Source organism: Ferrimonas balearica, assembly GCF_019802085.1.
GTDB lineage: Bacteria > Pseudomonadota > Gammaproteobacteria > Enterobacterales > Shewanellaceae > Ferrimonas > Ferrimonas balearica_B.
Genome location: NZ_JAHVHV010000005.1, coordinates 250,452 through 277,233 on the forward strand (window position 1 = coordinate 250,452; position 26,782 = coordinate 277,233).

19 protein-coding genes are annotated in these 26,782 nt (G+C 64.9%); 10 read left to right on the forward strand and 9 right to left on the reverse strand.

What is annotated here, in order from left to right; translation table 11 throughout:
• Positions 1–58: 58 nt before the first annotated feature.
• The 4 genes from KUV81_RS17895 to KUV81_RS17910 all read right to left on the reverse strand — a co-directional run bounded on the left by KUV81_RS17895 (position 59) and on the right by KUV81_RS17910 (position 6,554).
• Entirely contained in the window at positions 59–1,846 is a 1,788-nt protein-coding gene (locus tag KUV81_RS17895) for a M48 family metallopeptidase (protein WP_222545255.1), read from the reverse strand.
• A gap of 12 nt (positions 1,847–1,858) precedes the next feature.
• Complete coding sequence (locus KUV81_RS17900; RefSeq protein ID WP_222545256.1) at positions 1,859–2,449, reverse strand: LemA family protein; 591 nt, start codon at positions 2,447–2,449, stop codon at positions 1,859–1,861.
• A gap of 151 nt (positions 2,450–2,600) precedes the next feature.
• Positions 2,601–5,234 carry a glycoside hydrolase family 3 protein gene (locus tag KUV81_RS17905; RefSeq protein ID WP_222545257.1) on the reverse strand — a complete coding sequence of 878 codons (2,634 nt, stop codon included), beginning with the start codon at positions 5,232–5,234 and terminating at the stop codon, positions 2,601–2,603.
• Positions 5,235–5,294: 60 nt separating this feature from the next.
• On the reverse strand, positions 5,295–6,554 hold the full coding sequence (locus KUV81_RS17910) for a sugar MFS transporter (RefSeq protein WP_222545258.1): 1,260 nt from the start codon (positions 6,552–6,554) through the stop codon (positions 5,295–5,297).
• A 325-nt stretch (positions 6,555–6,879) separates the two neighbouring features.
• On the opposite strand from KUV81_RS17910, the gene KUV81_RS17915 reads away from it, so the two are divergent.
• From KUV81_RS17915 to KUV81_RS17955, 9 genes are all read left to right on the forward strand, one after another.
• Positions 6,880–8,220 (forward strand): GH1 family beta-glucosidase, encoded by a 1,341-nt coding sequence (locus KUV81_RS17915; RefSeq protein ID WP_222545259.1) that lies wholly within the window; start codon positions 6,880–6,882, stop codon positions 8,218–8,220.
• Positions 8,221–8,249: 29 nt separating this feature from the next.
• Positions 8,250–9,578 carry a glycoside-pentoside-hexuronide (GPH):cation symporter gene (locus tag KUV81_RS17920; protein WP_222545260.1) on the forward strand — a complete coding sequence of 443 codons (1,329 nt, stop codon included), beginning with the start codon at positions 8,250–8,252 and terminating at the stop codon, positions 9,576–9,578.
• 45 nt (positions 9,579–9,623) lie between these two features.
• On the forward strand, positions 9,624–10,622 hold the full coding sequence (locus KUV81_RS17925; protein ID WP_222545261.1) for a LacI family DNA-binding transcriptional regulator: 999 nt from the start codon (positions 9,624–9,626) through the stop codon (positions 10,620–10,622).
• A gap of 293 nt (positions 10,623–10,915) precedes the next feature.
• Positions 10,916–13,909: a TonB-dependent receptor gene (locus KUV81_RS17930; RefSeq protein WP_222545262.1), complete on the forward strand. Its 2,994-nt coding sequence runs from the start codon at positions 10,916–10,918 to the stop codon at positions 13,907–13,909.
• A gap of 209 nt (positions 13,910–14,118) precedes the next feature.
• On the forward strand, positions 14,119–15,684 hold the full coding sequence (locus tag KUV81_RS17935) for a tryptophan halogenase family protein (protein ID WP_222545263.1): 1,566 nt from the start codon (positions 14,119–14,121) through the stop codon (positions 15,682–15,684).
• A 35-nt stretch (positions 15,685–15,719) separates the two neighbouring features.
• Positions 15,720–16,457 carry a SapC family protein gene (locus KUV81_RS17940; RefSeq protein WP_222545264.1) on the forward strand — a complete coding sequence of 246 codons (738 nt, stop codon included), beginning with the start codon at positions 15,720–15,722 and terminating at the stop codon, positions 16,455–16,457.
• A complete protein-coding gene (locus KUV81_RS17945; RefSeq protein WP_222545265.1) occupies positions 16,457–17,470 on the forward strand; it encodes a cupin-like domain-containing protein in 1,014 nt (337 codons plus the stop codon). The genes KUV81_RS17940 and KUV81_RS17945 overlap by 1 nt, the downstream gene beginning before the upstream one ends.
• 37 nt (positions 17,471–17,507) lie before the next feature.
• Positions 17,508–18,998, forward strand: coding sequence for a tryptophan halogenase family protein (locus KUV81_RS17950; RefSeq protein WP_222545266.1), 1,491 nt, complete (start codon positions 17,508–17,510; stop codon positions 18,996–18,998).
• Positions 18,999–19,000: 2 nt separating this feature from the next.
• Entirely contained in the window at positions 19,001–19,750 is a 750-nt protein-coding gene (locus KUV81_RS17955; protein ID WP_222545267.1) for a DUF6445 family protein, read from the forward strand.
• A 63-nt stretch (positions 19,751–19,813) separates the two neighbouring features.
• On the opposite strand, the gene metQ is transcribed toward KUV81_RS17955, so the two are convergent.
• From metQ to KUV81_RS17975, 4 genes are all read right to left on the reverse strand, one after another.
• Complete coding sequence (gene metQ, locus KUV81_RS17960) at positions 19,814–20,605, reverse strand: methionine ABC transporter substrate-binding lipoprotein MetQ (RefSeq protein ID WP_222545268.1); 792 nt, start codon at positions 20,603–20,605, stop codon at positions 19,814–19,816.
• Positions 20,606–20,642: 37 nt separating this feature from the next.
• The gene (locus tag KUV81_RS17965; RefSeq protein WP_222545269.1) at positions 20,643–21,296 is read right to left on the reverse strand and encodes a methionine ABC transporter permease; all 654 of its coding nucleotides are present in this window, start codon (positions 21,294–21,296) and stop codon (positions 20,643–20,645) included.
• Positions 21,286–22,320, reverse strand: coding sequence for a methionine ABC transporter ATP-binding protein MetN (gene metN, locus KUV81_RS17970; RefSeq protein ID WP_222545270.1), 1,035 nt, complete (start codon positions 22,318–22,320; stop codon positions 21,286–21,288). Before metN ends, KUV81_RS17965 begins: the two co-directional genes overlap by 11 nt.
• A 166-nt stretch (positions 22,321–22,486) precedes the next feature.
• A complete protein-coding gene (locus KUV81_RS17975) occupies positions 22,487–23,599 on the reverse strand; it encodes a dipeptidase (protein WP_222545281.1) in 1,113 nt (370 codons plus the stop codon).
• A gap of 187 nt (positions 23,600–23,786) precedes the next feature.
• On the opposite strand from KUV81_RS17975, the gene KUV81_RS17980 reads away from it, so the two are divergent.
• Positions 23,787–25,424 carry an amidohydrolase family protein gene (locus KUV81_RS17980; protein WP_222545271.1) on the forward strand — a complete coding sequence of 546 codons (1,638 nt, stop codon included), beginning with the start codon at positions 23,787–23,789 and terminating at the stop codon, positions 25,422–25,424.
• Between the two features lie 21 nt (positions 25,425–25,445).
• Here KUV81_RS17980 and KUV81_RS17985 read toward each other — a convergent pair whose 3' ends face one another.
• Positions 25,446–26,342: a LysR family transcriptional regulator gene (locus KUV81_RS17985; RefSeq protein ID WP_222545272.1), complete on the reverse strand. Its 897-nt coding sequence runs from the start codon at positions 26,340–26,342 to the stop codon at positions 25,446–25,448.
• Positions 26,343–26,782: the final 440 nt, after the last annotated feature.

Consider the following 26,782-nt stretch of genomic DNA (forward strand, 5'->3'; position numbering starts at 1 on the left):
GGCAGGCGTGTGCGGTTGGCGAGTCCAGGGTGTTGCGGGGCCAACGCCCCCATGGCGCTCAGCGCAGGGTGGGTTCGATGGGCGCGTCCAGGATCAGCGACAGGGCCTGCAGCATCACCTTTTCGGCGTCGCTTACCACCCCATCCTGGTTGACGCAGAGCACCAACGCCCGGATCAGCCGCTGCTTCTCCATCGGCGGCGATTGACTGAGCCAGGGCAGGGTGTCGCTGGCACGCTGCCAGTCGGCGCGGTCCGGGAAGCTGGCCTGGTAGGCGGTCAGGCTGTTGGCGCCGCGGAAAAACGCCTTCTTTTGCTCCTCGGGGTCGTCCTGACCCACATGGGCCAGCAGGGACAGCAGTGCCAGGCCCCCCTCGGTGCGTTGCTGGCGGCTAACTCGCTTGGGGATGGGGGTGAGGAAATGGCGCAGCAGTTGCCAGGTGCACCAGGGGCCCAGCCGGTCCGGTTGGGCCTGCCACAGGACGTCGAGCTGGGTCAGCAGCGCCTGCTGCTGGGGCTCGGAGAGCTGTTGCAGAGCCGGAGGCAGCATCTCCACCAGGGTCAGTCGCTGTTGGGGGTCCAGCGCCGAGAGCTGCTCGCGTAGGGTGTCGACTCCCCGGCGGACCGCAGGGGCCAGCTGGGGCAGCAGCTGAGGCTGGTTGTCCGGCCACATCAGGGCCAGGGCCAGCTCCCGGGCCGGCTCCGGTTCGTGACTGGCGTCTTTGAGCACCTCGGGCAGGGCGGCCAGCAGCAGGGCACCGGTGATCAGCTGCTGGGGATCCGGACGGGCCGATTGGGCGGTAGACGTTGTTGGCTCTGGCGGCGCCTGGCGACGCTGCATCCGTTTGACCACCTCGGCGTAGCTGCCGTCCCAGGTCGGCTCGATGGCGCGGATCCGCGATTCCAGCGGCGGGTGGGTGGCCAGCCAGGCGGTCTTGGGGCGGATGTTGCCGAAAAACAGGTGGCTGGATTCGGTGGCCTTGGGGTGATCGACGCCGCTGCCGTACTGGTCGGCGCCGATAAGCTTGAGGGCATCGGCGATGCCGCTGGGATTACGGGTGAACTGCACCGCCGAGGCGTCGGCGAGAAACTCCCGCTGGCGGCTGACCGCCGCCTTGATCGCCTTGCCGAACAAGGTGCCGACCCAACCGAGGATCAGAAGTCCCAGCCCCAACAGCGCCACCTGGCCGCTCTCCTTGCTGCGCCCGCGACTGCCGTGCATCAGCAGCTCACCAATCTGGCTGATAAAGAGGATCCCCGCCAGCACCGCCATCAGGCGCAGGTTCAGACGCATATCGCCGTTTAGGATGTGGCTGAACTCGTGGGCGATCACCCCCTGGAGCTGGTCGCGGCTGAGCTTCTCCATGGTGCCGCGGGTGACGCCAATCACCGCATCCTTGGGGCCGTGGCCGGCGGCGAAGGCGTTGATCCCCATCTCGTGTTCTAGGAGGTAGACCGGGGGCACCGGGGTGCCGGCAGCGATGGCCATCTCCTCCACCACGTTCAGCAGGCGCTGCTCCTGGGCATTGGCCTGGTTGGCGTTCAGCCGACGGCCCCCCATGGACTCCGCCACCGCCCGACCGCCACCGCGCAGCATCAGCCACTTGAACAGGCTGACCAGGCCTATGACGGCCACGGTGGCCAGGCCAATCATCAGGGTGTCCAGGGAGAGCAGGCGCTCCACCAGCGAGGGGACTTGTTGCCCCGGGGCCGGTGGGTTGAGCGTAACGAAGACCACCTGGGCCAGCAGGTTGATCAGGGCGACGATGCACAGCACCGCCAGCAGGAAGAGTCCCACCAGCTGCCCGGTGCGACGGCGGGCCTGGTCCTGCTGGGCGAAAAAATCCATCGTAACGGGTCCTTAGAACTGCACCTTGGGGGCAGCCTGGATGGCGGCGCTGTCCTCGAACTCCAGCAGATTGGCGTCCTGGCCGTGGCCAAAGGCCCCGGCAAAGAGCACCGGCGGGAACTGCTGCTTGTAGCTGTTGTAGGCGGTAACCGCGTCATTGAACGCCTGGCGGGCGAAGGCCACCCGGTTCTCCGTGGTGGTCAGCTCCTCGGAGACCTGCATCATGTTCTGGTTGGCCTTGAGATCCGGGTAGGCCTCCATCACCACGTTGAGCCGACCCAGGGCGGAGGTCAGGGCCGATTCGGCGCCCCCCAGCTGGGCCATGCCGGTGGCGGAGGTGGGATCGGCGCTGGCGGCTTGCAGGCCGGCCAGGGCCTGGTTACGGGCGCTGATCACCGCTTCCAGGGTCTCCCGCTCGTGCTTGAGGTAACCCTTGGCGGTCTCCACCAGGTTGGGGATGAGATCGTAGCGGCGCTTGAGCTGCACCTCGATTTGGGCAAAGGCGTTCTGGTGGCGGTTTTTCAGGCTCACCAGCTTGTTGAAGATGCTCACCACGTAGAGGGCGAGGGCGGCCAGCACCACCAGGGTAATGATCGTGGACATGGGGCATTCCATCCGTTGCGTGGGATTCCTGCACAACATAGCGGTGCCGGGCCGGGATGAAAAGGGCGGATAAACCGAATTTGAATTAAGGAAACAGGAACTTACTAAATAAAACAGGAGGCTTACGCCTCCTGTTTTATTTTGCTGGCCGTCAGCGGGGACAGCGCAGGGTGGCGTCGGGGCCGGCCCCGGGCTCCAGCATGATGGTGCCGAAGCTCAGCGCCGCCGGGGCCTCGCTGCCGAGGATGAAGGGCGAGGTGATCTTGGCAAAATCCACCCCCTGCTGAGCGAAGCAGGCCAGATCGATGCTGATGGTGCCCCACTGGCCATCGAGCTGGTTGATGGCGTCCTGGACAGCCAGCGTGCCCAGGCAGTCGCCTTCGCAGGCCATGCCCAGGTAGAGGGGGCCTTCGATGGGCTGACTGGCCTGGAACTCCACGGTCAGTGCCGAGTTGGCTTCGACGTAGGCCCGCAGGTCCTCCGGGAAGTTGGCCTGCAGGCGTACCCAGCCGAGGCCTTCGCCGTTGAAGCTCAGGGCCCGGGCATCCTCCTGAACCTGGCGGTCCTGGGTGCGCAGGGTCAGAACCGCGTTGCTCTGCACGCTGCTGCTGATGGCCGACGAGCTCTCCTTGTCACCCATTCGGGCCCCCATCAGCATCGCCCAGGGCGCCTTAACCCCCTGTTCGAACAGGGCGCGGGTGGTAACCTGCTGCTGTGCCAGACCGTTGTCCTCGCTCAGGGCGCTGGACAGGGTGCTGGGCTGGCCGTATTGGAGGCCATAGCCGTAGGGCAGCAGCGGCGCGGCGTCGCTGTCCTGCAGATTGACCCGGGCCTGCTGTGGTGTGGCGGGCCAGGAGAAGGGCAGGATCCCGGTAAAGTCGTGGCGCACCTGGCCGTCGGCATCGGTGAACAGCAGATCCGCCACCCCGGCCCCTTCGCTGCCCGGCAGCCAGGCGGCGACAAAGGCGTCGGAGGCGTTGAGCTCCGGGTTGACCCACATGGCACGCCCGCTCAGGAACACCGCCACCACGGGGATCCCCTGCGCCTGCAACCGCTGGAGCAGTGCCAGGTCCTGCTTGTTGCCCCGCTGGTACTCCAGGTTGTCCAGGTCGCCGTGACCTTCGGCGTAGGGTTCCTCGCCGAACACCACGATGGCGGCGTCCGGGGGCGTGGCCTGGGTCCATTGGCCCTGCTCGGTGAGCACCGCCTGGCCGCCGGCGGCGGTGACGGTCTCGGCGATCCCCTGGTAGATGGAGGTGGCGCCCGGGAAATCGCTGTTCTGGTTGCCGGTGCCTTGCCAGGTGATGGTCCAGCCACCGGACTGCTTGCCGATGTTGTCGGCGCCGTCACCGGTGACCATCACCGTCATGTCCGGGCGCAGGGGCAGCAGGTTGTCCTGGTTTTTCAGCAGCACCAGGGATTCGCGCACCGCCTGACGGGCGATGGCCCTGTGGTCGGCGTGGCCAATCAGCTCGGTTTTGCCGGAGAGGGGGCGCTGGGCGGGGCTGGGCTTGTCGAACAGCCCGGCGCGGAACTTCACCCGCAGGATGCGGCGCACCGCATCGTCCACCCGCGCTTGGGCGATGGTGCCGTCTTTGACCTGGGCGACGGTATTGTGGAACAGTGGTTCCCAGTCGTTGGGCACCATAAAGATGTCCAAACCGGCGTTGATCGCCTGGGCGCAGGATTCGTTGCTGCAACCGGGGATCTGGCCGTGGCCGTTCCAGTCTCCCACCACCAGACCGTCAAAGCCCATGCGGGTTTTCAGCACGTCGGTGAGCAGGTAGGGGTTGCCGTGCAGCTTGCTGCCGTGCCAGGTGTTGAAGGAGGCCATCACCGTCTGGGCGCCGGCACTGAGGCCGCCGACGTAACCCTGACCGTGGATCTCAAACAGCTCCTGCTCGGAGGCCAGGGTGTCGCCCTGGTCGTCCCCGCCCTCGGTACCGCCGTCCCCAAGGAAGTGCTTCACCGTGGCGATCACCCGCCGGTCCGAGAGAAAGTCCTGGTCCGCGGCGCCCTGCAGGCCCTCGACGATGGCCCGGGCGTAGTCGCGGACCACCGCCGGATCTTCGGCGTAGCTTTCGTAGGTGCGGCCCCAGCGGTCGTCCTGGGCCACCGCCACCGTGGGGGCAAACACCCAGTCGATGCCGGTGACCATCACCTCGGTGGCGGTGGCCGCGGCGATCGCTTCGATCAGCTCCGGGTTGCGGGCTGCCCCCAGGCCGATGTTGTGGGGAAAGAGGGTGGCGCCGATGACGTTGTTGTGGCCGTGCACCGCGTCGGTGCCCCAGATGGGCGGGATGGCAATGCCGTCGACGCTGTCGTCCATCGCCGCCTGGTACATCGCCTCCGCCAGGTTGATCCAATCCTGGGGCGTGGCGTGCTTGTCGTCATTGGGGTAGGCCCCGCCACCATTGAGGTAGGAGCCAAAGCCGTACTGACGCATCTGCTCGACGGTAATGGCGCGGATCTCCGGCTGGATCATCTGCGCCACCTTCTGCTCTACCGTCATTTTTGCCAGCAGGTCATCCACCCGCTGTTCCAACTCGGCGTCACCCTGGGCGGGCAGGGTCAGTTCGGGCCAGAGGGTGATGTCGGTGGCCTGGCCATTGACCAGGTACCCGTTGGCGGAGTTGAAGGCCTGGGGGGCCTCGCTTTGCGCCGCGTCGGATTGGGACTCGGAGCCGGAGCAGCCGGCCAGGGCGCTACAGAGGGCGCCGGTCAGGGTCAGGGCCACCAGGGCACCGACTCTTGTGGGCCGGCTTGGGGTCTGGGGTTGTTGCATCGATTCATCCCTAAGTCGTTGAACAGTTTCGCTCGGTGCCAGGGTGCACCGGCGGCGGAATCAGAGGCTCGGCCGGGGGGCCCGGCTGCCCTTGGTACCATAAAAGGCGATGTAGGCGTAGCAGATAAGCGGCAATACGAAGGCCACCTGGATCCCCCACTGGTCCGCCACCAGACCCGCCAGCATGGGGATGATGGCCCCGCCGACGATGGCCAGGCAGAGGATCCCGGAGCCTTGGCTGGTGTGCTGCTTCAGATCCTGAATGGCCAGGCTGAAGATGGTGGGGAACATGATGGAGTTGCACAGCCCCACCAGCAGCAGAGACCACATCGCCATGGTGCCACTGCTCATCATGGCAACGCTGACCAGCAGCACGGCGCCGACGGCGTTGAAGGCCAGGGCCTTGCCGGCGGGCACCTTCTGCATCACGGCGGCACCGATAAAGCGGCCCACCATGGCGCCCCCGAAGTAGTAGGCGATGTAGTTGGCCGCCTCGGCGTGGTTCAGGCCGCCGATCTCCGGCTGGGCCAGGAAGCTGACCAGGAAGCTGCCGATGGCCACCTCGGCGCCCACGTAGACAAAGATCCCCACGGCGCCCAGCACCAGGTGGGGGTAGCGCCAGGCGTTACCAGCCAGTGCCTTGCCGGCCTGGGCGGGGGCTTTGAGCCCCAGCAGCGGCAGCTTGAGCACCATAAACACCAGCGCCAGCACAAAGAGGGCACCGGCCAGGATGAGGTAGGGCACCTGGACGTCGGCGGCGGTGGGCTCCAGGCTGGGGTCGTGGGCGGCGGCGAGGATCAGCCAGCTGCCAAAAAAGGGCGCCACGGTGGTGCCGAAGGAGTTGAACGCCTGGGTCAGGGTGAGGCGGGAGGAGGCGGTTTCCGCCGGCCCCAGCACGCTGACGTAGGGGTTGGCGGCCACCTGCAAGGTGGTGATCCCCGAGGCCAGGACAAAGAGGGCGGCGAGGAACATCCAGTAGGAGGCGTAGCTGGCGGAGGGGTAGAACATCAAGCAGCCGATGCAGGCCACCACCAGGCCCACCACGATCCCCTTCTGGTAGCCGATGCGGCCCACCAGGGCCCCCGCCGGGATGGAGACCAGGAAGTAGGCACCAAAGAAGCAGAACTGCACCAGCATCGCCTGGGTATAGTTCAGTTCAAACAGCCCCTTGAGGTAGGGGATCAGGATGTCGTTGAGGCAGGTCAGAAAGCCCCACATAAAAAACAGCGAGGTGAGGGCCACCAGAGCGAATCGGTACTGGCCCGGTTTGGCGTGGGCCAGCGGGGCGGCCGCGTCGGTGGATAGGGGGGTGTCTGCCATCTTGCTTCTCCCGGAGTCGTTGTTGTTGGTATCGGTGTGAAGGCCGGAGTGCAATGCCCAGGCAACGGATTTGTCGTCAACGGTTGACCTGGCATCCCGCAATCACTAGTCTCATGAAAGCGCTTACATTGTTGGCGCAATGTGAATAAGAAGTCAACGCCGCCGAATGGCATTACGAACAGAGCGGCGCAGCGCACCGCCAGCGGGGGGCGCTCGGGGCCGGGAGGGCACCGAGGCCCAGGGTGAGGGTCGGACGTCATTGGCACCGGCCGCGTGGTCTCGCACACCGCTTCCGACGACAGCGAACAGGATGACAAGCAACAGCATGAAATTGGAACTTCCCCACGACTCGCGGCTGCGCCAGCGCGATTTTCTTTACGGCGTGGCCACCGCCTCCTTTCAGATCGAGGGCGGCGCCAAGCACCGTCAACCCTGCATCTGGGACACCTTCTGCGCCACCCCCGGCAAAGTTCGGGATGGCTCCGATGGCCAGGTGGCCTGCGATCACTACCACCGCTGGCCCGAGGATCTGGACCTCATCCAGTCCCTCGGAGTGGACGCCTATCGCCTCTCCATCTCCTGGGGCCGGCTGCTCAATCAGGACGGTTCGGTCAACCCGGACGGGGCCCGCTTCTACCTCGAGTTGCTCGATGGGCTCAAGGCCCGGGGGATCAAGGCCTTCGTCACCCTCTACCACTGGGACCTGCCCCAGCACCTGGAGGACGCCGGCGGCTGGCTCAACCGGGACACCGCCTACCGCTTCGCCGAGTACGCCGATAAGGCCAGCCGTCTGTTCGGCGACCGGGTCCACGCCTACGCCACCTTGAACGAACCCTTCTGCAGCGCCTACCTGGGGTACGAAGTGGGCATTCACGCCCCGGGGCTGGCCCAGCCCGCCTACGGGCGCCAGGCGGCCCACCACCTGCTGCTGGCCCACGGCCTGGCGATGGCGGTCCTCAAGCGCAACTGCCCCGACACCCCAAGCGGCATCGTGCTCAACTTCACCCCCTGCTACCCCCACAGCGACAGCGAGGGGGACCGGGCCGCGGCGGCCTACGCCGACGACTACATCAACCAGTGGTACATCCGGCCGCTGTTCGAGGGGCGCTACCCCGAGATCATCGAGACGTTGCCGGAAGCGGTGAAACCGACCATCGAACCCGGCGACATGGATGTGATCGGGCACCCGCTGGATTTTCTCGGGGTCAATTTCTACACCCGGGAGGTGTACCAGGCGGCCGCGGATGCGCCCTTTCAGACCGTCCACCTGGAGGCGGTGGAGCGCACCGACATCGGCTGGGAGGTCTACCCCCAGGCGCTGACGGATCTGCTGGTCTCTTTGCACCGGCGCTACCCCCTGCCACCGGTCTACATCACAGAAAACGGCGCCGCCATGGCGGACCAGTGGCAGGGCGAAGGGGTGCAGGATGAGGACCGCACCCGCTACTACCAACGCCATCTGGAGGCGCTGCATCATGCCATCGAGCAGGGGGTGGACGTGCGCGGCTACTTCGCCTGGAGCCTGATGGACAACTTCGAGTGGGCCGAGGGCTACCTCAAACGGTTCGGGATCGTGTACGTTGACTATCCCAGTCAGCGACGCATCATCAAGGACAGCGGCCTGGCCTACCGGGACTTCATCCAGTCCCGGACTGAAACGCCATAACGAAAACGATAAAGCGCAAGGAGTCGCACATGGTTGGCGCCAAGGAAAAGATCGCCTACGGCTTGGGGGACACCGCCAGCAACATCGTGTTCCAGACGGTGATGCTGTTCCTCACCTACTTCTATACCGACATCTTCGGGATCTCACCGGCCTTTGTCGGCACCATGTTCCTGGTGGTGCGGATCATCGACGCGGTGACCGATCCCCTGATGGGCAGCATCACGGATCGCACCCAAACCCGCTGGGGCAAGTTCCGCCCCTACCTGTTGTGGTTTGCCCTGCCTTTTGGCCTTATCAGCGTGCTGGCCTTCACCACCCCGGATCTCTCGCCCCAGGGCAAGATGGTGTACGCCTTTGTCACCTACACGGCGCTGATGATGGTCTACACCGCCATCAACATCCCCTACTGCGCCCTGGGCGGGGTGCTGACCGCGGATCCCAAGGAGCGGGTGTCGGTCCAATCCTACCGTTTTGTGTTCGCCATGCTCGGCGGCCTGCTGGTCTCAAGCCTGACCCTGCCCTTGGTGGAGTACTTCGGTCAGGGGGACAAGGCCAAGGGCTACCAGCTCACCATGATGGCGATGAGCTGCCTGGGGGTAGGGCTGTTCCTGGCCTGCTTCTGGGGCACCCGGGAGCGGCTGCATCCGCCGGCGGAGCAGGAGGGGGATTTCAAGACCCTGTTCGCCTCCTTGTGGCAGAACGACCAGTGGCGGGTGCTCTGCGTCGCAGCGTTTTTCCTGCTCACCGGCAACGTGCTCAAGACCACCCTGGCCATCTACTACGTCAAGTACTACCTGGGGGCGCCGAACAGCATCACTCTGTTCATCACCCTGGGGATGGTGGCCAACATCATCGGCTGCATGTCCGCCCAGCCCCTGGCCAAGCGGGTGTGCAAGGTGAAGGCCTACATCGGGCTGCAGCTGCTGGCGGCGCTGGCCTGCGTCAGCGCCTACTGGATAGGCCCGGAACAGCACGGCCTGGCCTTTGGCGCCTACATGCTCTGGTGCGGCCTGTTTAACATGGCCACCCCGCTGCTGTGGGCCAAGATGGCGGACACCGTGGATTACGGTCAGTACAAGACCGGGGTGCGGGTGACCGGCCTGGTCTACTCCTCGGTGATCTTCTTTATCAAGCTGGGCCTGGCGGTGGGCGGGGCGGCCGCCGGTTGGCTGCTGGCCGGTTACGGCTACCAGCCGGACAGCGTCCAGTCCCCGGAGGCGACCGCCGGGATCCTTATCTCCTTCACCCTCTACCCGGCCATCGGTTCGCTGGTGGTGGCGGTGGTGATGCGCTGGTACAAGCTCGACGCCCACAAGGTGGAGAAGATGACCATGCAAACCAATGGTTTGACTCAATAAGTTAGTGTTAGACTGCCCACGTTTGGAGAGTGAATCGGATTACTTATGGCTACCATCTACGACGTTTCGGTCATGGCCGGAGTCTCACTGGCGACCGTGTCCAGAGTGGTCAACAACAACGCCAAGGTCAGCGAAAAGACCCGGCGCAAGGTGCTCGAGGCGATGGAGAAGCTGGATTACCGGCCCAACGCCATCGCCCGTTCCCTCGCCTCCAACCGCTCCGACAGCGTCGGGGTGCTGGTCTCCCAGCTGGAGGGGCCCTACTACGGCACCATGATGGCGAAGATCGAGGGCGCCCTGCGCGAAGCGGGCAAGCACGTGATCATCGCCGCCGGCCACGGCAACGAGGCCGAGGAGCGGGAGGGGGTGGAGTTTCTCCTCAACCGCGGCTGTGATGCCCTCATCCTGGACGTCGAGTCGGTGTCCGACGACTACCTGGTGGAGCTGTGCCGGGGGGACACCCCCATAGTGCTCATTAACCGTTACGTGGACGGCATCGCCGATCGCTGCATCTTCCTGGACAACGAACTGGGGGGCTACCTGGCCACCCGGCATGTGTTGGAGCAGGGGCACCAGCAGGTGGCCTACATCTCCGGCCCCCTCTACAAGCTGGATGTGCGCCAGCGCCTGGCCGGCCATAAACGGGCCCTGGCGGAGCGGGGGCTCGCCTTTGATGAGGCGCTGTTCTTCGAGGGCGACTTCCAGGAGGACAGCGGCCGGGCCGGGGTGAACGGCTTCTTCGAGCAGGGCCGTCCCTTCACCGCGTTGGTCTGTGCCAACGACGGCATGGCTTCCGGCGCCATCGCCGCCGCCATGGAGCGGGGTCTGTCGGTGCCCAGCGATCTCTCGGTGATGGGCTATGACAACGTCCGCTTCCCCCAGTACACCACCCCCAAACTCTCCACCGTCAGCAACCCCATCGCCCAGATGGGGCAGATGGCGGCGCTTTGGGTGCTAAAACACGTCTATCAGAAAGGCGAGGTGACCGTGGTGGGTGAGTTCGTGCCCGAGCTGGTGGTGCGCGACTCCGTCGGCAAGATCTGACCGCAACATTATTTCGGTTTTTACCCTCATTGACCGGGGAGCCCTAGGCGGATCCCCGGCGCATTCCTGTCTTAAATTTCCATAAAAATCAGAACATTAATCTAAAAAATGGCCGCATAAACAAAAAGTCAACATTTCATTGACATATGGCACCATCTCACTTAGGTTGAATGTAAGCGCTTTCATTTTGCGCTCAAGGGATTGGAAAGATGAGTCAGTGGTACATGTTTCCGTCGACCGGATTTTAAAAACAGAAAGTTGTACCAGAGAAACGACTCGACAGGGGAGAGGGGATGAACTCTGTAACCTTTAAACGGACCAAGCTGGCCACCAGCTTGTCACTGGCACTGGGGATGGGCGTCGCCGTGCCGGTTGTGGCGGCCGACGAGGATTCAGCGGACCAGGTGGAAGTGATCGAGGTGCGCGGGATCCGCGGCAGCCTGGTCAAATCCATGGACATGAAGCGCGGCTCCGACGGCGTTGTGGACGCCATCAACGCCGAGGACATCGGTAAATTCCCGGACACCAACCTGGCGGAATCCCTGCAGCGGATCACCGGGGTGTCCATCGACCGCTCCAACGGCGAAGGCAGCCGGGTGACGGTACGGGGCTTCGGTCCGGACTACAACCTGGTGATGCTCAACCAGCGTCAGATGCCGGTGACCACCGGCTCGCGCTCCTTCGATTTTGCCAACATCGCCTCCGAGGCGGTGAGCGCCGTGGTGGTGGAGAAAACCAGCCAGGCCAAGAACCCCACCGGCGGCATCGGCTCCACCATCAACGTGCTGACCCATCGTCCGCTGAACTCCCCGGGCCTCAAGGCCACCTTCGGGGTCAAGGCGGTGGATGACGACTCCAGCCGCGATGGCGACATCACCCCCGAGGTCTCCGGCCTCTACTCCCAGACCTTTGCCGACGACAAGTTCGGCGTGCTGATCTCCGCCAGTTACCAGGAGCGGGAAAGCGGCAACCGTCAGGCCCAGGTGGGCACCGGCTGGCGCAGCTTCCCCGGCATCGTCGACCAGGACTGGAGTGGCAACAACGCCGAGTGGGGCGGGGTGCCCAAGGACGACAACCAGATCAACCGTCCCGGTGACGACGACGTCTACAGCGTCCCGCAGACCACCGTCTACCGCTTCGAAGAGCAGCAGCGTAAGCGGACCAACGGTCAGCTGGTGCTGCAGTACGAGCCCATCGACTCGCTGCGCGCCACCGTGGATTACACCTACATGCGCAACGACGTGGACACTCAGTTCAACGACGTGTCCGCCTGGTTCACCTTCGTACCCAGTGAAAACACCTGGAGCGACGGACCGGTCTCCTCACCCCTTATCTACTCCGAAACCTACCCCGGTGGCGGCGCGGATCTCTCCATGGCCGCCGGTGACTTCGGCACCCGTGACGAGAGCGGCTCCTTGGGGATCAACCTGACCTGGGCGGTCAACGATAAGCTGAGCCTGGAGCTGGATTACCACAACTCCTACGCCGAAGAGACCCCCAACAGCCCCTGGGGCAGCAGCAACACCCTGAGCACCGCGGCCTTTATCCGTAACAGCGCCGCCACCGATTTCACCGGTGAGATCCCGGTGCTGGCGGTGGGCATGGACAACCCGCTGGACCCCACCGACATGCGGGTCACCGGCTCGGTGTTCGGCTACAACAAGAACCGCTCCGAGATTGAACAGACCCAGCTGTTCGGTGAGTACCTGTTCGATCATGGCGGCAGCATCGACTTCGGTCTGGCCATGACCGACGTGGACAACCGCACCCAGTCCTCCAACGTTCAGCGTAACGACTGGGGCGGCGTGGGTGGCCCGGGGGATCTGGACCCGGCCTGGTTCCCGGAAGGGACGGTGCTGGACCAGTTCGACGGCTCCAAAGGCGATTTCTCCCTCTACCAGGGCAGCGCCAGCACCATGCCGCTGAACACCATCTTCCTGTGGGACTTCGACGCCGTGCGTAACTACGCCGCCGCCAACTACGCCTCCAGCGTTGTGGGCGACTGTGGCAACGGTTTCTGCCCCACCACCAACTTCGACACCGACCGCTACACCCTGGAGGAGTCCATCTCGGCCTACTTCCAGTACAACTACGTCGGTGAGTGGGGCACCATGCCCTACGACTTCCACATCGGCCTGCGCTACGAGGACACCGACGTGACCTCCACCGCCAAGGTGGTGGAGTACGACAGCGCCACCTGGATCGCCGAGACCGAGATCGCCCTGAACAGCACTGGCGGCAGCGTGTTCGAGACCCGTACCGGGAGCTACGACTACTGGTTGCCCAACGTCAACTTCAACATCGAAGTGATGGACGATCTCTACCTGCGGGCGGCCTACAGCGAGACCATCGGTCGACCGGACTACGTCTCCATCCAGGGCGGCACCGTGCTGGGTACCCTGGCCAACCGGGGTGGCGGCAGCGGCAGCGGGGGTAACCCGGGCCTGTTGCCCCTCGAGTCCACCAACTACGACCTCTCCGCCGAGTGGTACTACGACGAAGCCAGCTACGTCTCCGTGGGCTACTTCCGCAAGGACGTGACCAATTTCATCGACAACACCCCGTTCGATGAGAACGTCAACGGCATCACCAACCCGGCCGCCGGCCTGCTGGTGCAGGAAGCGATCGCCAACGGCGCCAGCACCGCACCGGAGCAGCGCCAGTGGATCCTGGACAACTACGGTCCGGACTCCCCGAACCCCAGCCCGCTGGTGAGCGTCAACGAGGCCAACGGCAACGTGGAGATACTCGGTGGCCCGGATGACCCGCTGATGGACTTCCTCATCAACCGTCCGAGCAACACCAGCGACGAGCTGGACTTCGATGGCTGGGAGTTTGCGATACAGCACCTGTTCTGGGATACCGGTTTCGGGGTGCAGGCCAACTACACCCTGGTGGACGCGGGGGAAGATTACGACAACGCCAACCTGGGCCGCGAAGGTGACGCGCCGCAGGAGGTGATCGTCGGGATCAGTGACACCGCCAACGTGGTGGCCTTCTACGAGAACTACGGCTTCCAGGCCCGGGTGGCCTACAACTGGCGGGACGAGTTCTTGAACTCCACCGGCCAGGGGACCGGCGGTAACCCTCAGTACACCGAGGAGTACTACCAGATCGACTTCAGCGTCAGCTACGACATCCCGGTGTTGAAGGGTCTGACGGTGTTTGTTGAAGGCCTGAACGTCACCGACGAGAAAGTACGGGTGCACGGTCGAGCCTGGAACCAGGTGCTCAACTACACCCAAACGGGTGCTCGTTATAGCCTCGGTGCCCGTTACACCTTCTAACGGCCCGGCATTGGCTATCTCCCATGGGGGCAACGCGGTGTGTTGCCCCCTTTTTTATGACCGGTCGGCGGGGCAAAACCGTTGGCCTCACCGGACCCCTGTAGTAAGGTGGACCACAGGATGAAAGCGGTTTCTTTTTGCCGCTGATGCGGCGGCAGACCGCGGCCGAGTCGCCTTTTGCGCGACCGGCTGACAAGGAGTACAAGGACATGGCAGTAGGGACGCAGCAGCGAGTCGAGCGGGTGGTGATCGTCGGTGGCGGGGCCGCCGGCTGGTTGACCGCCGGTCTGCTGGCGGCCCACCACAACGTCGACCAGGGCCAACTGGCCCCCAAGCCCAAGCTCCACATTACCCTTATCGAATCCCCCGAGGTGGCCACCATCGGCGTGGGGGAGGGCACCTGGCCCTCCATGCGTCAGACCCTGAACACCTTGGGGATCAGCGAAACCGAGTTTTTGCTGCGCTGCGACGCCAGCTTCAAGCAGGGCTCCGAGTTTCGGCAATGGCGCTCGGAGTCGGCGCAGCCGGACCGCTATCTCCACCCCTTTACCCTGCCGGTGGGTCAGCCGGAGTTTGACATCGCGCCCCACTGGTTGCCCCACCGTCAGCAGGTCAGCTTCGCCGAGGCGGTGTGCGGTCAGGGGCCGGTGGCCGACGCGCACCTGGCCCCCAAGACCCTGGCTACGCCGCAATACCATTTCCAGTTCAATTACGGCTACCACCTGGACGCCGGTAAGTTCAGCCAACTGCTCAAGGAGCACTGCACCGAGCGGCTCGGGGTGCACTTTGTCTGCGACCACGTCGAGCGGGTCTGTCCCGACGATCAGGGTGGGATCCAGGCGGTGGTGACCCGCCAGCGTGGCCCCATCGAGGGGGATCTTTTTATCGACTGCACCGGGATCCGCTCCTTGCTGCTGGGGCAGCAGCTCAAGGTGCCCTTTATCGAGCAGCGCTCGGTGCTGTTCAATGACCGCGCCCTGGCGGTGCAACTGCCCTACGAGCGCCCCGATGCGCCCATCGCCTCCTGCACCCTGTCCACCGCCCACGAGGCCGGTTGGGTGTGGGACATCGGCCTGCCCACCCGGCGCGGGGTGGGGGTGGTGTACTCCGCGGCCCACAGCGACGAGGCCGCGGCCGAGGCGGTGCTGCGCCGCTACCTGGGCCGGGAGGTCAGCGACGCCCGCACCATCGCCTTCAACCCCGGTCATCGGGCGGTGTGCTGGCAGGGCAACTGCGTGGCCATCGGCATGGCGGCGGGCTTTATCGAACCGCTGGAGGCCTCGGCCCTGGCGATGATCGAGCAGACCGCCACCCTGGTGGCGGAGCAACTGCCCCCCACCCGGGCCACCATGGCGACGGTGGCCGCGCGGGTGAACCGCCGCTATCGCCTGCACTGGCAGCAGATCATCGAGTTTCTCAAGCTGCATTACGTCATCAGCCAGCGAGAGCTGTCGGACTACTGGCGGGATCACCGCGACGCCGCCTCGGTGCCCGAGTCGCTGCAGGCCCTGTTGGCACTGTGGCGTCACCAGGCGCCGTCGGAGTCGGACATCGAATACAAGCGACCGCTGTTTCCCGCCGCCAGCTACCAGTACGTGCTGTACGGCATGGGCTTTGTCACCGAGCCGCCGGCTCAGCGCAAACCCTCACACCAGCGCCAGGCGCACCAGCTGTTCGAGCAGAACCGCCAGCGCACCGAGGCGCTCATGCGCACCCTCCCCACCAACAGGGCGTTGCTGGAGAAGGTGCAGGAATTCGGATTTTCAAAGATTTAAACCCCAAACCAACAACAACGACCAGGGAGAGGCACATGGGCAAACCCGTTTTACTGAACAGCGTTGAACACCAGGATCTGCGCATCATCACCCGCCACGGGGCGGAGCTGGGGGACAACCAGTGGTTCACCCCCACCTTCCCCCAGGAGTTTCGTGCGGTGCAGGCCCACTACCCCATCTTCTTCTACAAGGACCCGGGCAACGGCCAGTTCCACCCGGTGGCGCTGTTTGGCTTTCGCCGCGACGACAACCTGTTCCTGGATGAGCAGGGCTGGCGCGCCTCCTACGTGCCCCTGACGGTGCGTCGGCAACCCTTCCTTATCGGTCAGCAGACGGTGCAGGAGGACGGAATGGCGGTTCACCAGCGGGTGATCCACATCGACCTGGACCATCCCAAGGTGAGCCTGACCGAGGGGGAGCCGTTGTTCCAACCCTACGGCGGCAACACCCCCTACCTGGACGAGATGGCCGAGATGCTGGAGGTGATCCACCAGGGGATGGAGGACAGCAAGGGCTTTGTTGATGCCCTGCTGACCCACGATCTGCTGGAGGCCTTCACCCTGGAGCTGACCCTGGACAACGGCGACTCCCACCAGATGATCGGCTTCTACACCATCAACGAATCGACCCTGGCCCAGCTGGGCGGCCCGGCGCTGGAGGCGCTGCACCAGGCCGGCTACCTGCAGGCGATCTACCTGAGCCTGGCCTCCCAGGCCCGGGTGCGGGATCTGATGCAGGTGGTGAACGACCGCCTGGCCGAGAGCGCCGCCTGATGAACGCCATCACGCCGGTGGAGGCCATCGCCGCCGAGACGGCCAGCAGTCTCGATGCCCTCATCCAGGACAGGGACACCCCCCTGGTGATCCGGGGTCTGTGTCGGGACTGGCCCCTGGTGCAGGCGGGGCTGCGCAGTGATGACGAGGCGGCCCGGCTGCTGCTGGAGGGCTACCGCGGGGATCCGGTCATCGCCTACTACCTGCCGCCGGAGCAGAAGGGGCGGGTGTTCTACAACGAGGCGATGGACGGCTTCAACTACCAGGCGGGCAAGTTGCCCCTGGCCAAGGTGCTTGACACGCTCTTTGCCCAGCAGGGCCAGGCGGACCCGGCCGGGGTCTACGTGGGCTCCACGGATCTGGACCACTACTTCCCGGGCCTGGCGCCGACACATCGGCTGAGCCTGGAGGGGGTGCGCCCCATGGCCCACCTGTGGCTGGGCAACCGGGCGCGGATCGCCGCCCACTTCGATTTTCCCCATAACCTGGCCTGCAACCTGGTAGGAAGGCGCACCTTCACCCTGTTCCCGCCGGAGCAGGTGAAAAACCTCTACATCGGCCCCATGGAGTTCGCCCCCGGCGGCCAGGACATCAGCCTGGTGGACTTTGATGCGCCGGATCTTGAGCGGTTTCCCCGCTTTGCCGAGGCCCAGGCCGCGGCATTGACCGCCGAACTGGCCCCGGGGGATGTGCTCTTCTTGCCCAGCATGTGGTGGCACCACGTGCGCAGTGAGGCGGATTTCAATGTGCTGCTGACCCACTGGTGGCGGGACACACCGGGTTACCTGGGCCGTCCCAACAACGCGCTGCTGCACGGGATCCTGGCCCTGCGCTCGCTGCCCAAGGCCCAGCGTCAGGCCTGGAAGGCGATGTTCGACCACTACGTGTTCGACGCCGAGCCAGAGGATCTGGCGCACCTGCCGGAGGCGGCCCGGGGCTGGTTGTCCACGCCCCTGGACGAGATGAACGCCCGCAAGCTGCGAGCGGATTTGACCAACAAACTCAAACGATAAGCCGGGCGACACCGGCGCAAAAGAGGGAGAGCCAGTCATGGAAGGAAAGAAGACTCGGGTGGTGATCGCCGGTGGTGGCACCGCCGGCTGGATGGCGGCCGCGGCCCTGTCGAAACTGATGGGCAAAACCATCGATCTGGTGCTGGTGGAGTCGGATCAGATCGGCACCGTCGGGGTGGGGGAGGCGACCATTCCCACCCTGCACATCTTCCACCGCCTGCTGGGCCTGAAAGAGCCGGAGGTGATGGCGGCCACCAACGCCACCTTCAAACTGGGGATCCAGTTTGAGAACTGGCGGGAGCGGGGCCAGGACTACCTGCACTCCTTCGGCTTCCTCGGCAAGGACTGCTGGGCCTGCGGCTTCCAGCATTTCTGGGTCAAGGGGCAGCAGAAGGGGATGGTGTCTGAGATCGGCGACTACTGCACCGAACACCTGGCTGGCCGGGCCGGGCGCTTTGCGGTGCTGCCCAACCAGGATCTCAACCACGCCTACCACATGGACGCCACCCTCTACGCCAAATTCCTGCGTCGCTTTGCCGAGGGGTACGGCGCCCGCCGGGTGGAGGGCAAGATTGTCGAGGTGGCGCAAAACGGCGAGAACGGCCACATCGAGGCCCTGGTGCTGGACAACGGTGAACGTCTGGAGGGGGATCTCTTTATCGACTGCACCGGCTTTCGCGCCCTGCTGATCGAGCAGACCCTCAACACCGGCTACGACGACTGGAGCCACTGGCTGCCCTGTGACCGGGCCATCGCTGTGCAGACCACCTCGGTGGGCACGCCGCCCCCCTACACCCGCTCCATCGCCCACGCCTCGGGCTGGCAGTGGCGGATCCCCCTTCAGAACCGCACCGGCAACGGCATCGTCTACTGCAGCAAGTACTGGAGCGACGACGAGGCCAAGCAGGTGCTGACCGACAACCTCGAGGGGGAGATGCTCACCGAGCCCCGGGTGATCCGTTTTCGAACCGGCACCCGGCGTCAGCACTGGAACAAGAACTGCGTCGCCATCGGCCTCTCCAGCGGGTTTTTGGAGCCCCTTGAGTCCACCAGCATCCACCTGATCCAGCGCAGCATCATTCGATTGCTGCAGCTGTTCCCCAACGGTGGCCTGGTGGCGGCGGACATCAACGAGTTCAACGCCCAGACCCTGGAGGAGATGGAGAACATCCGCGACTTTATCGTGCTGCACTACAAGGTCACCGAGCGCACCGACAGCCGCTTCTGGAACCACTGCCGCACCATGGACGTACCCGAGTCCCTGGCCCACCGCATCGAGATGTTTTCCGAGGCCGCCAAGGTCTACAAGCACGGCAACGAGCTGTTTGGTGAGAGCTCCTGGATCCAGGTGATGATGGGGCAGGGGATCCTGCCCAAGAGTTACCACCCCATCGTCGACATGATGAGCGATCCCGAGTTGGAGGCCTTCCTGGGCAACATCCGGGCCACGGTGAAGCGCAAGGTGGAGGCGCACCCGCCCCACATGGACTTTATCCGCCACTACTGCCCGTCGAAAACGGAGGCCTGAGGGTGGTCACGCCGGATGTGATGGATCCCAAACGGCGGGTGGTGACCCTGAGCCCCCATTGGCCGGTGCAGGTGCAGCGGGTGGGGGAGGAGAGGACGCCGGTCCTGGTGGTGGACGAGGCCACCGAGTCGGTGGCGCCCCTGTGCCAGGTGGCGTGCGAGCAGGCCCGCTTCGCGCCCGCCCAGGGGGCCTTCTACCCGGGGGTGCGGGCGCCGCTGCCCCCCTCCTACGTCATCGACGTGGTCAACCGGGCGGTGCCACTCATTCGCCAGCACTACCAGGTGCCGCCGGGCCTGACGCTCAAGCCCCGGGGCTTCAGCTTCTCCCTGGTGACCACAAACGAAGCGGACCTGGTGCCGCTGCAGCGCCTGCCCCATTTCGACACCCCGGAGCCCTACTACTTCGCCCTGCTGCACTACCTCAATCCCGGCCCCCACGGCGCCACGGCGCTGTTTCGCCACCGGAGCACCGGCTTTGAGCGGGTCTCCCCGGCGCGCAGCGAGGCCTACTTCGCCGCGGCCCAGCCGGGCCTGGACCGGCTGATGACCGAGCCCGGACGCTACCTGGTGCAGAGCAACGCCGAGTACGAGTGCTATCACCGCATCGACTACCGGCAAAACCGCCTGGCCATCTACCCGGGCAACCTGCTCCACTCCATCCAGGTCAACCCGGACACCGACATCGACGCCAATCCCGGCAGCGGTCGCCTGACCGCCAACATCTTCATCAGCTTCGGCCCGCCCAAGGGGTAAGCCCAATAAAAAAGGAGGCCTGGGGCCTCCTTTTTTGGATCGGGTGTCGGGCTCGCCTGGGACTTACCAGCCCTTGACGATGTTGCCGCTGAACAGCTCCAGGGCCTTGTTGTACACCGCGTCGGACTGGTACGCCTCGATGAACTGGGCGATGCGCGGGTCGTCCTGGTTGTTGGTGCGGGCGACGATCAGGTTGACGTAGGGGCTCTCCTTGTCCTCCACGAACAGGCCATCCTGCTCCAGGGTCAGCCCGGCCTGGCCGGCGAAGGTGTTGTTGATCACCGCGAAGCTCACGTCCTGCAGGGCGCGGGGCAGTTGGGCCGCTTCCAGCTCCAGGATCTCAAGCCCCTTGGGGTTCTCCACGATGTCGCGGGGGGTGGCGGCGATGCCCACACCGGCTTTGAGGGTCAGCAGGCCCTGTTGCTCCAGCAGCACCAGGGAGCGGCCCAGGTTGGTGGGATCGTTCGGCAGGGCCACCTTGGCACCCTGGGTCAGCTCATCCAGGCTCTTGATCTTCTTGGAGTACGCGGCGATGGGGTAGACGAAGGTGTTGGCTACGGCCACCAGGTCGTAACCCCGGGCTTCCACCTGACCCTCCAGGTAGGGACGGTGCTGGAAGGCGTTGATGTCGATGCTGCCGTCGTTCAGGGCGGCGTTGGGGGTGACGTAGTCGGTGAAGGGCACGATCTGCACGTCCAAGTCAAACTTCTCCTTGGCCAGCTTGGCGGCCACCTCGGCCACCTGGGCCTCGGGCCCGGCCATGGCGCCCAGCTTGAGGACGTCGTCGTTGCCGCCGCCACAGGCGGTCAGGGCCAGCGCAGCGGCGCCGGCGATCAGGGAGCGAAATGCGTTCATCGGAGTTCTCTCTGTGTTGTCGTTATAGGAATAGGGATTAACGGTGGTCGATGCGCCGAACCAGGGCGTCACCGGCACTTTGCAGGGCCTGAACCAGCACCAGCAGAATGACGATGGTGGCCAGCATCACGTCCAGTTCAAATCGGTAATAGCCGTAGCGAATGCCCACGTCGCCCAGGCCGCCGCCGCCCACGGCACCGGCCATGGCGGAGTAGCTCACCAGGGTCACCAGGGTGATGGTGATGCTGTTGACGATCCCCGGCAGGGCCTCGGGCAGCAACACCTTGGTGATGATCTGGGCCGGGCTGGCGCCCATGGTCTGGGCCGCTTCCACCAGGCCGGCGGGCACCTCCATCAGGGCCCCTTCGATCAGGCGGGCGATAAAGGGGATGGCACCCACGGTCAGCGGCACCACCGCCGCCATGGTGCCGATGCTGGTGCCCACCACCAATCGGGTGAAGGGGATGATGGCCACCAGCAGGATGATAAAGGGCACGGAGCGCCCGGCGTTGACCAGCATGCCCAGCACCCGGTTCACCGGCGCGTTTTGCAGCAGTTGGCCCTTCTTGGTCAGGTGCAGCACCACCCCCAGGGGGATCCCGGCCAGGGCGGCGATAAAGCCGGAGAGGAACACCATCTGCAGGGTCTGCACCGTGGCGCCCCACAGCAGGGGGATCAGATCATTGGACATAGCCGAGCACCTCCACGTCGATGTTGTGTTCCACCAGGTAGGAGGTGGCTTGGTCGATGGCGCTGGCCGGGCCCATCAGCTCCGCCAGCATCAGGCCGAACTTGGTGCCGCCGACGTACTCCATCTGGGCACTGAGGATGCTGATGTCGATGCCGAAACGCTTGGCCGCCTGGGTGATCACCGGGGCGTCCACACTGTCGCCGTGGAAGCTCAGCCGGATCAGTGGCAGGCCATTCTCACCGGGGGTGGAACTGAGGGCCGCCTTGTAGCTGGCGGGGATGTCCAGGTGCAGGGTGGAGCGGATAAAGCGTCGGGCCAGCTCGGTCTGGGCGTTGGCGAAGAAGGGGCCCACCTCGCCCTGCTCAATCAGCCGGCCCTGATCGATGATGCCCACCCGGTCGCAGATCTGCTTGACCACCTCCATCTCATGGGTGATGAGCAGGATGGTCAGGCCCAGGCGCTGATTGATCTCCTTGAGCAGGGTCAGGATCGACTTGGTGGTTTCCGGGTCCAGGGCCGAGGTGGCTTCGTCACACAGCAGCACCTTGGGGTCGTTGGCCAGGGCCCGGGCGATGGCCACCCGCTGCTTCTGGCCGCCGGAGAGGTTGGCCGGGTAGCTGTCCGCCTTGTCCGCCAGGCCCACCAGCTCCAGCAAGGGGGTCACCTTTTTGGTGATCTCCGCCTTGGGGGTGCCGGCCAGCTCCAGCGGCAGGGCGACGTTGTCGAACACGGTGCGGGAGGCCAGCAGGTTGAAGTGCTGGAAGATCATCGCGATGTGCTGACGGGCCTGGCGCAGGGCCTTGGGGCTCAGGGTGGTCAGGTCCTGACCGTCGATCACCACCTGGCCGGCGTCGGGGGCCTCCAGCAGGTTCACGCAGCGGATCAGCGTGCTCTTGCCGGCACCGGAGCTGCCGATGATGCCGAAGATGGTGCCGGCGGGGACGTGGAGATCGAGGGGCTTGAGGGCCTCGATGGTCCGGTCGCCCTGGCGATAGGACTTGGATACTGCGGTCAGTCTTATCATGGTGCGTTCTGTCAGGACTCTGGGTGGCTGGGCGCTCGGGCCCGGGAGTGGGGGCAGTGTATGGGGGCGTCTGGACGTCTGTCAACGGACATTCAGCCTTTTGGATGGCTAAATGTCCAATGTGTGGCCTTTGTGGGGAGTTGCCGCGGGTTTAGGTGTGGGGGTCTCAGGTCCAGGTCTCGGCAAACACCCTTGCCAGGTTGGCGCCAATCACCTTGTCGATGACCCGAGAGGGGTAGCCCAGTTCGGCCAGATCGGCGGCCACCAACTCCATGCGACGGGGGTTGTTGTAGTGGGGGATAAAAGGAGGGCGATCCGGGCTCTCTCCCGGGGCGGAGATCCCGGCGGCGCGGCGGGCCAGCACTTCGGCCTTAAGGGCCTGACGGTATTCTGGGCCGTCGTCGATGGGCTCGATCCCCTGGTCGCTGCCAACGCTGACGGCGTCTTCACCGCACAGGTTCAGGGCATGCTTAAGGTGGGCCAGGAACATCTCCTTGGTCAGCTCCCCCTGGCCGCCATCCAAAAACGGCATCTGGTAGATCCCCACCACGCCCCCGCCTTCGGCGACCCGCTTGAGCTCGGCATCGTCGTTGTTGCGTGGGTGGCGATAGATGGCGTTGCAGCCGGTGTGGGTCAGCGCCAGGGGTGCCTGGGCCTGGTCCAGGGCGTCGCGCACCGTCTGGCGGTTGCCGTGGGAGAGATCCACCAGCACCCCGTGCTGCTGCGCGGCTGCCAGCCATTGGCGTCCTGCCTCGCTCAGCCCGTTGGACGCCGAGGCCAGACCGCCGGTGCCGATGGGAGAGGGGCCGTTGTAGGAGGGCTGCATGATGCGGGCGCCCAAACCGGCAAAGGTGGCCATGGCGTCTTCGTGGTCGGCGAACATCTCTACCGATTGGAAACCGATGATGATCCCCAGCTGCCCCTGGGCTTTGGCCAGGCGCAGATCCTCGGTGCGGGTCACCAGGCGCAGGTGATCCGGGTGGCGGCGGATAAGTGCCTGGGTGTTGGCGATCTTGGCCACGGTGGCGTCGAAGTCGTCGCCGGGGTAGGGGATGGTGGCGTTAACGGCGGTAATGCCGCTGGCCTTGAACGCCGCAAGTTGCGCTGGGCTGAGGTTCGTTTGCCCGGCATCAAAGGGCAGACAGAGACCGTCGATCACCATGCCCCGGTCGTAGTCCGGCCAGAGTGGGGAGAGCGAAGCGTGCGCCGGCAAGCCCAGGGCCAGGGCACCGGCCCCCAGGCCCACCTGTTTGATGAACGTTCGACGATCCGTGGTCATGCTGTCGCTCCTTGCGCTTGACTGTCGTTCCACCTTAGAGCATCGCCATCCAGTGAATAAAGGGGGGCAAGAAACAAATACCTTTTACTCTGGGTAAATAATCTTTTCCCTCGCGTCCGCTTTTTCCTCGCTCGTCCCAACGCTACCATCTACCCACAGGACACTGACCACCCATCAAGGAAGACCCATGCGAACACTGCCGGCCACCCTGGCCCTGCTGGCCGCCACCCTGTGCGGAGCGGCCTGGTCCGCCCCCCATACCGCCCTGACCGGCGTAACCGTCATCGATGGCCGGGGCAACCCGCCCAAGCCCAACCAGACCCTGCTGCTTGAGGAGGACCGCATCGCCGCCATCTACCCCACCGGCAGTCGGCCCCTGCCCGACGGGGTGACCGTGGTGGCGCTGACCGGCAAGCACGTGATCCCCGGGCTCATCGACAGTCACGTTCACCTGGCCACCGCGCCGGACCAGGGGGAGGATGTGGCGGACAACGTCGTCAATCTGCGCCACCTGTTGCACGGTGGCGTCACCGCAGTGCGAGACATGGGGGGCGATGCCCGGGTGCTGGGCTACCTGGCCCGCCAGACCCTGCTGGACCGCATCGATGGGCCGGATCTCTTCTACTCCGCCATCATTGCCGGGCCGGCGTTCTTTACCGATCCCCGCACCGTGGCCTCCAGTGCCGGCTTTACCTCGGGCCAGACCCCCTGGATCCGTTCGGTCACCAGTGACAGCGACTTGCCCAGGCTGCTGGCCCAGGCCAAGGGGGCCGGGGCTACCGGCATCAAAATCTACCGCAACGTGCCCAAGGCGCTGATGGCGCCTTTGGTGGAGGAGGCCCATCGCCAGGGCCTCAAGGCCTGGTCTCACCTCTACGTGAATCCCGCCTCCCCCGTCTCCGCCGCCGAGGCGGGCATGGACGGGGTGTCCCACGCCGCCTATTTCCCCGGTTGGACCGACCAGGCCTATCAGCGGTGGACCAGCCAGAAGGTGTTTGAACCGGCCATGCTGGAGCGCGCCGAGGTGGATGAGCTGCTGGCGGAGCTCAAACGCCAAGGGGTGATCATCGACGCCACTTTGGTGATCTTCGACCGCCTCAGTCGCACCCTGGCCACGCCCAAGTACATCAACAACGATTTGGCCGGGGTGGCCTTTGTCCAGCGGGCCCACCAGGCGGGGGTGCGGATAGCCGCCGGCACCGACCAGGGGATCAGTCTCGAGGATCCCACCCCGCCCATCCACGATGAGTTGGTGCTGCTGGTGGAGCGGGGCGGGCTCAGTCCCCTCGAGGCGATCCAGGCGGCCACCCACCACGGTGCCCTGCTGCTCGGCCGGGAAGCGGAGTTTGGTGCCATCGAGGTGGGTAAGAAGGCCAACCTGTTGGTGCTCAATGCCGACCCCATCGAAGCCATCCACAACACCCGCGACATCGGCCATGTGCTGAAGAACGGTCGCTTCATCTACCGCGGTGTTGAGCAGATGAACCTGCCCTTTTCGGACGCCCGGGCGTTGGGGGAACAGCTCATCCTCTCCGGTCAAATCGGCAACCTGCCGGGCACGTTTTCCGTGGTGCAGGGGGGAATCAAAGCGGAGATGACCCAGGCGCTGGCCAATATGGATGCGGTGCTGCGCCAACACGGCATGAGTGCCACCGACGTGCGCAAGTGCACCGTGATGCTGGCGGACATTGACGAGTGGCCCCTGGCCAACGAGGCGTACCGGGCCTATTTCAACCAGGCCCCCCTGCCGGCCCGCAGCGCCTTCGCCACCGGCGGCCTGGCCCTGGATGCCCGGGTTGAACTGGAGTGCACCGCCGAGCGCTGACTCCCGCCCGGCGCAAGACGCTCACCAGCGTGGCCGGGCAAAATGGGCCTTCAGGGCCTCGACGAAGGTGCGCACCTTGGGGTGCTGGGCCGCGGTCTGGGGATAGATGGCGGAGATGGCGATGGGCGGAATGCGCCAGGGGGCGAGGACTTCGACAAGCCGGCCCTGGCGAACGTACTCGGCCACCGAATAATCCGGGGCCTGGACGATCCCTTCGCCCATGGCGGCCATGTCGTTCAACACCCGGCCGTTATTGGACGCCAGGTGCCACTGCAGTCGCTGTTTGCGCACCTCTCCCTGGTGTTGAAACAGCCACTGCTCACCCCGGGGAGTTTCGGTAAAGAGCAGACAGCGATGCTGGGCCAGGGCTTCCGGGCGCGCCGGAGTGCCCATCTGTGCCAGGTATTCGGGACTGGCCCAGGTGCCCAGGTGGGTGTGGGCAATGGCGGTGGCAATCAGACGGGAGTCGGGCAGAAATGGGGCCACGCGGATGGCCAGGTCCACCCGGTCGGCAATGAGATCCACGGTACGGTTGGTCAGTGACAGGTCGACCTGCACCTGGGGATAGCGTCGCTGGTAGCCGGCCATCATGGACGCCAGGTACTGGGAACCGAACTCCAAACTGGCGCTGACCGTCAGCCGCCCGGTGGGAAACTGCCCCTGCTGGGCGGCGTTCTGGTCTGCCTGGGCCAGTTGTCTGAGCAGGCCGCGCACCTCGTCGTAGTAGCGTTGCCCTACCTCAGTCACCGTGACCTGGCGGGTGGTGCGATGAAACAAACGCACCCCCAGGTGGGCCTCCAGCTGGGTGATGTGTTTGCTGACCATCGCCGTGGACAGATTCTGCTGGCGGGCCACGGCGCTGAACTGGCCCAGCTCCACCACCTGGCAGAACACTTCAATGGCTTCGAGCCGCTTCATCGGCACCGCACTCCTTTGCGTGGAAAAACGCCATCTCACCACAATGGCCGCGCGATGCCCACAAAACCGTCACTTTTGCCTGGGGAGGCGAATCTTTCGCCACTCGGAATCAATTGTCGAAAAACCCCTTGCGCCGGGCAATTCGCTCCCTATAATGCGCTCCCTGTCGACGGGGCACGGCACCGGGCTTAACCGGTAAAACCGCCACGACGACCGACCCGGTCCTTAGGGATTTGGTCGGCCGCAAAGGAAAGTTTCGCACTGACCCTTGACGGCGTGGGAGGATTCACTAGAATACGCCTCCTGTCCCTAACGGGACGACGCTCTTTAACAATTAGTCAGACAATCTGTGTGGGCACTCACGCGGGATTGAGATTTCATCATTTATCTCAATGCTAACTGAGTGACACCAAGTTAATTCAGTATTCATTGAGTAGGTC

What these genes read in the sequence shown, in the direction of transcription:
- KUV81_RS17895 (WP_222545255.1), bottom strand. Translation starts at nt 1,846, where the DNA reads ATGGATTTTTTCGCCCAGCAGGACCAGGCCCGCCGTCGCACCGGGCAG.
- KUV81_RS17900 (WP_222545256.1), bottom strand. Translation starts at nt 2,449, where the DNA reads ATGTCCACGATCATTACCCTGGTGGTGCTGGCCGCCCTCGCCCTCTAC.
- KUV81_RS17905 (WP_222545257.1), bottom strand. Translation starts at nt 5,234, where the DNA reads ATGCAACAACCCCAGACCCCAAGCCGGCCCACAAGAGTCGGTGCCCTG.
- KUV81_RS17910 (WP_222545258.1), bottom strand. Translation starts at nt 6,554, where the DNA reads ATGGCAGACACCCCCCTATCCACCGACGCGGCCGCCCCGCTGGCCCAC.
- KUV81_RS17915 (WP_222545259.1), top strand. Translation starts at nt 6,880, where the DNA reads ATGAAATTGGAACTTCCCCACGACTCGCGGCTGCGCCAGCGCGATTTT.
- KUV81_RS17920 (WP_222545260.1), top strand. Translation starts at nt 8,250, where the DNA reads ATGGTTGGCGCCAAGGAAAAGATCGCCTACGGCTTGGGGGACACCGCC.
- KUV81_RS17925 (WP_222545261.1), top strand. Translation starts at nt 9,624, where the DNA reads ATGGCTACCATCTACGACGTTTCGGTCATGGCCGGAGTCTCACTGGCG.
- KUV81_RS17930 (WP_222545262.1), top strand. Translation starts at nt 10,916, where the DNA reads ATGAACTCTGTAACCTTTAAACGGACCAAGCTGGCCACCAGCTTGTCA.
- KUV81_RS17935 (WP_222545263.1), top strand. Translation starts at nt 14,119, where the DNA reads ATGGCAGTAGGGACGCAGCAGCGAGTCGAGCGGGTGGTGATCGTCGGT.
- KUV81_RS17940 (WP_222545264.1), top strand. Translation starts at nt 15,720, where the DNA reads ATGGGCAAACCCGTTTTACTGAACAGCGTTGAACACCAGGATCTGCGC.
- KUV81_RS17945 (WP_222545265.1), top strand. Translation starts at nt 16,457, where the DNA reads ATGAACGCCATCACGCCGGTGGAGGCCATCGCCGCCGAGACGGCCAGC.
- KUV81_RS17950 (WP_222545266.1), top strand. Translation starts at nt 17,508, where the DNA reads ATGGAAGGAAAGAAGACTCGGGTGGTGATCGCCGGTGGTGGCACCGCC.
- metQ (WP_222545268.1), bottom strand. Translation starts at nt 20,605, where the DNA reads ATGAACGCATTTCGCTCCCTGATCGCCGGCGCCGCTGCGCTGGCCCTG.
- KUV81_RS17965 (WP_222545269.1), bottom strand. Translation starts at nt 21,296, where the DNA reads ATGTCCAATGATCTGATCCCCCTGCTGTGGGGCGCCACGGTGCAGACC.
- metN (WP_222545270.1), bottom strand. Translation starts at nt 22,320, where the DNA reads ATGATAAGACTGACCGCAGTATCCAAGTCCTATCGCCAGGGCGACCGG.
- KUV81_RS17975 (WP_222545281.1), bottom strand. Translation starts at nt 23,599, where the DNA reads ATGACCACGGATCGTCGAACGTTCATCAAACAGGTGGGCCTGGGGGCC.
- KUV81_RS17980 (WP_222545271.1), top strand. Translation starts at nt 23,787, where the DNA reads ATGCGAACACTGCCGGCCACCCTGGCCCTGCTGGCCGCCACCCTGTGC.
- KUV81_RS17985 (WP_222545272.1), bottom strand. Translation starts at nt 26,342, where the DNA reads ATGAAGCGGCTCGAAGCCATTGAAGTGTTCTGCCAGGTGGTGGAGCTG.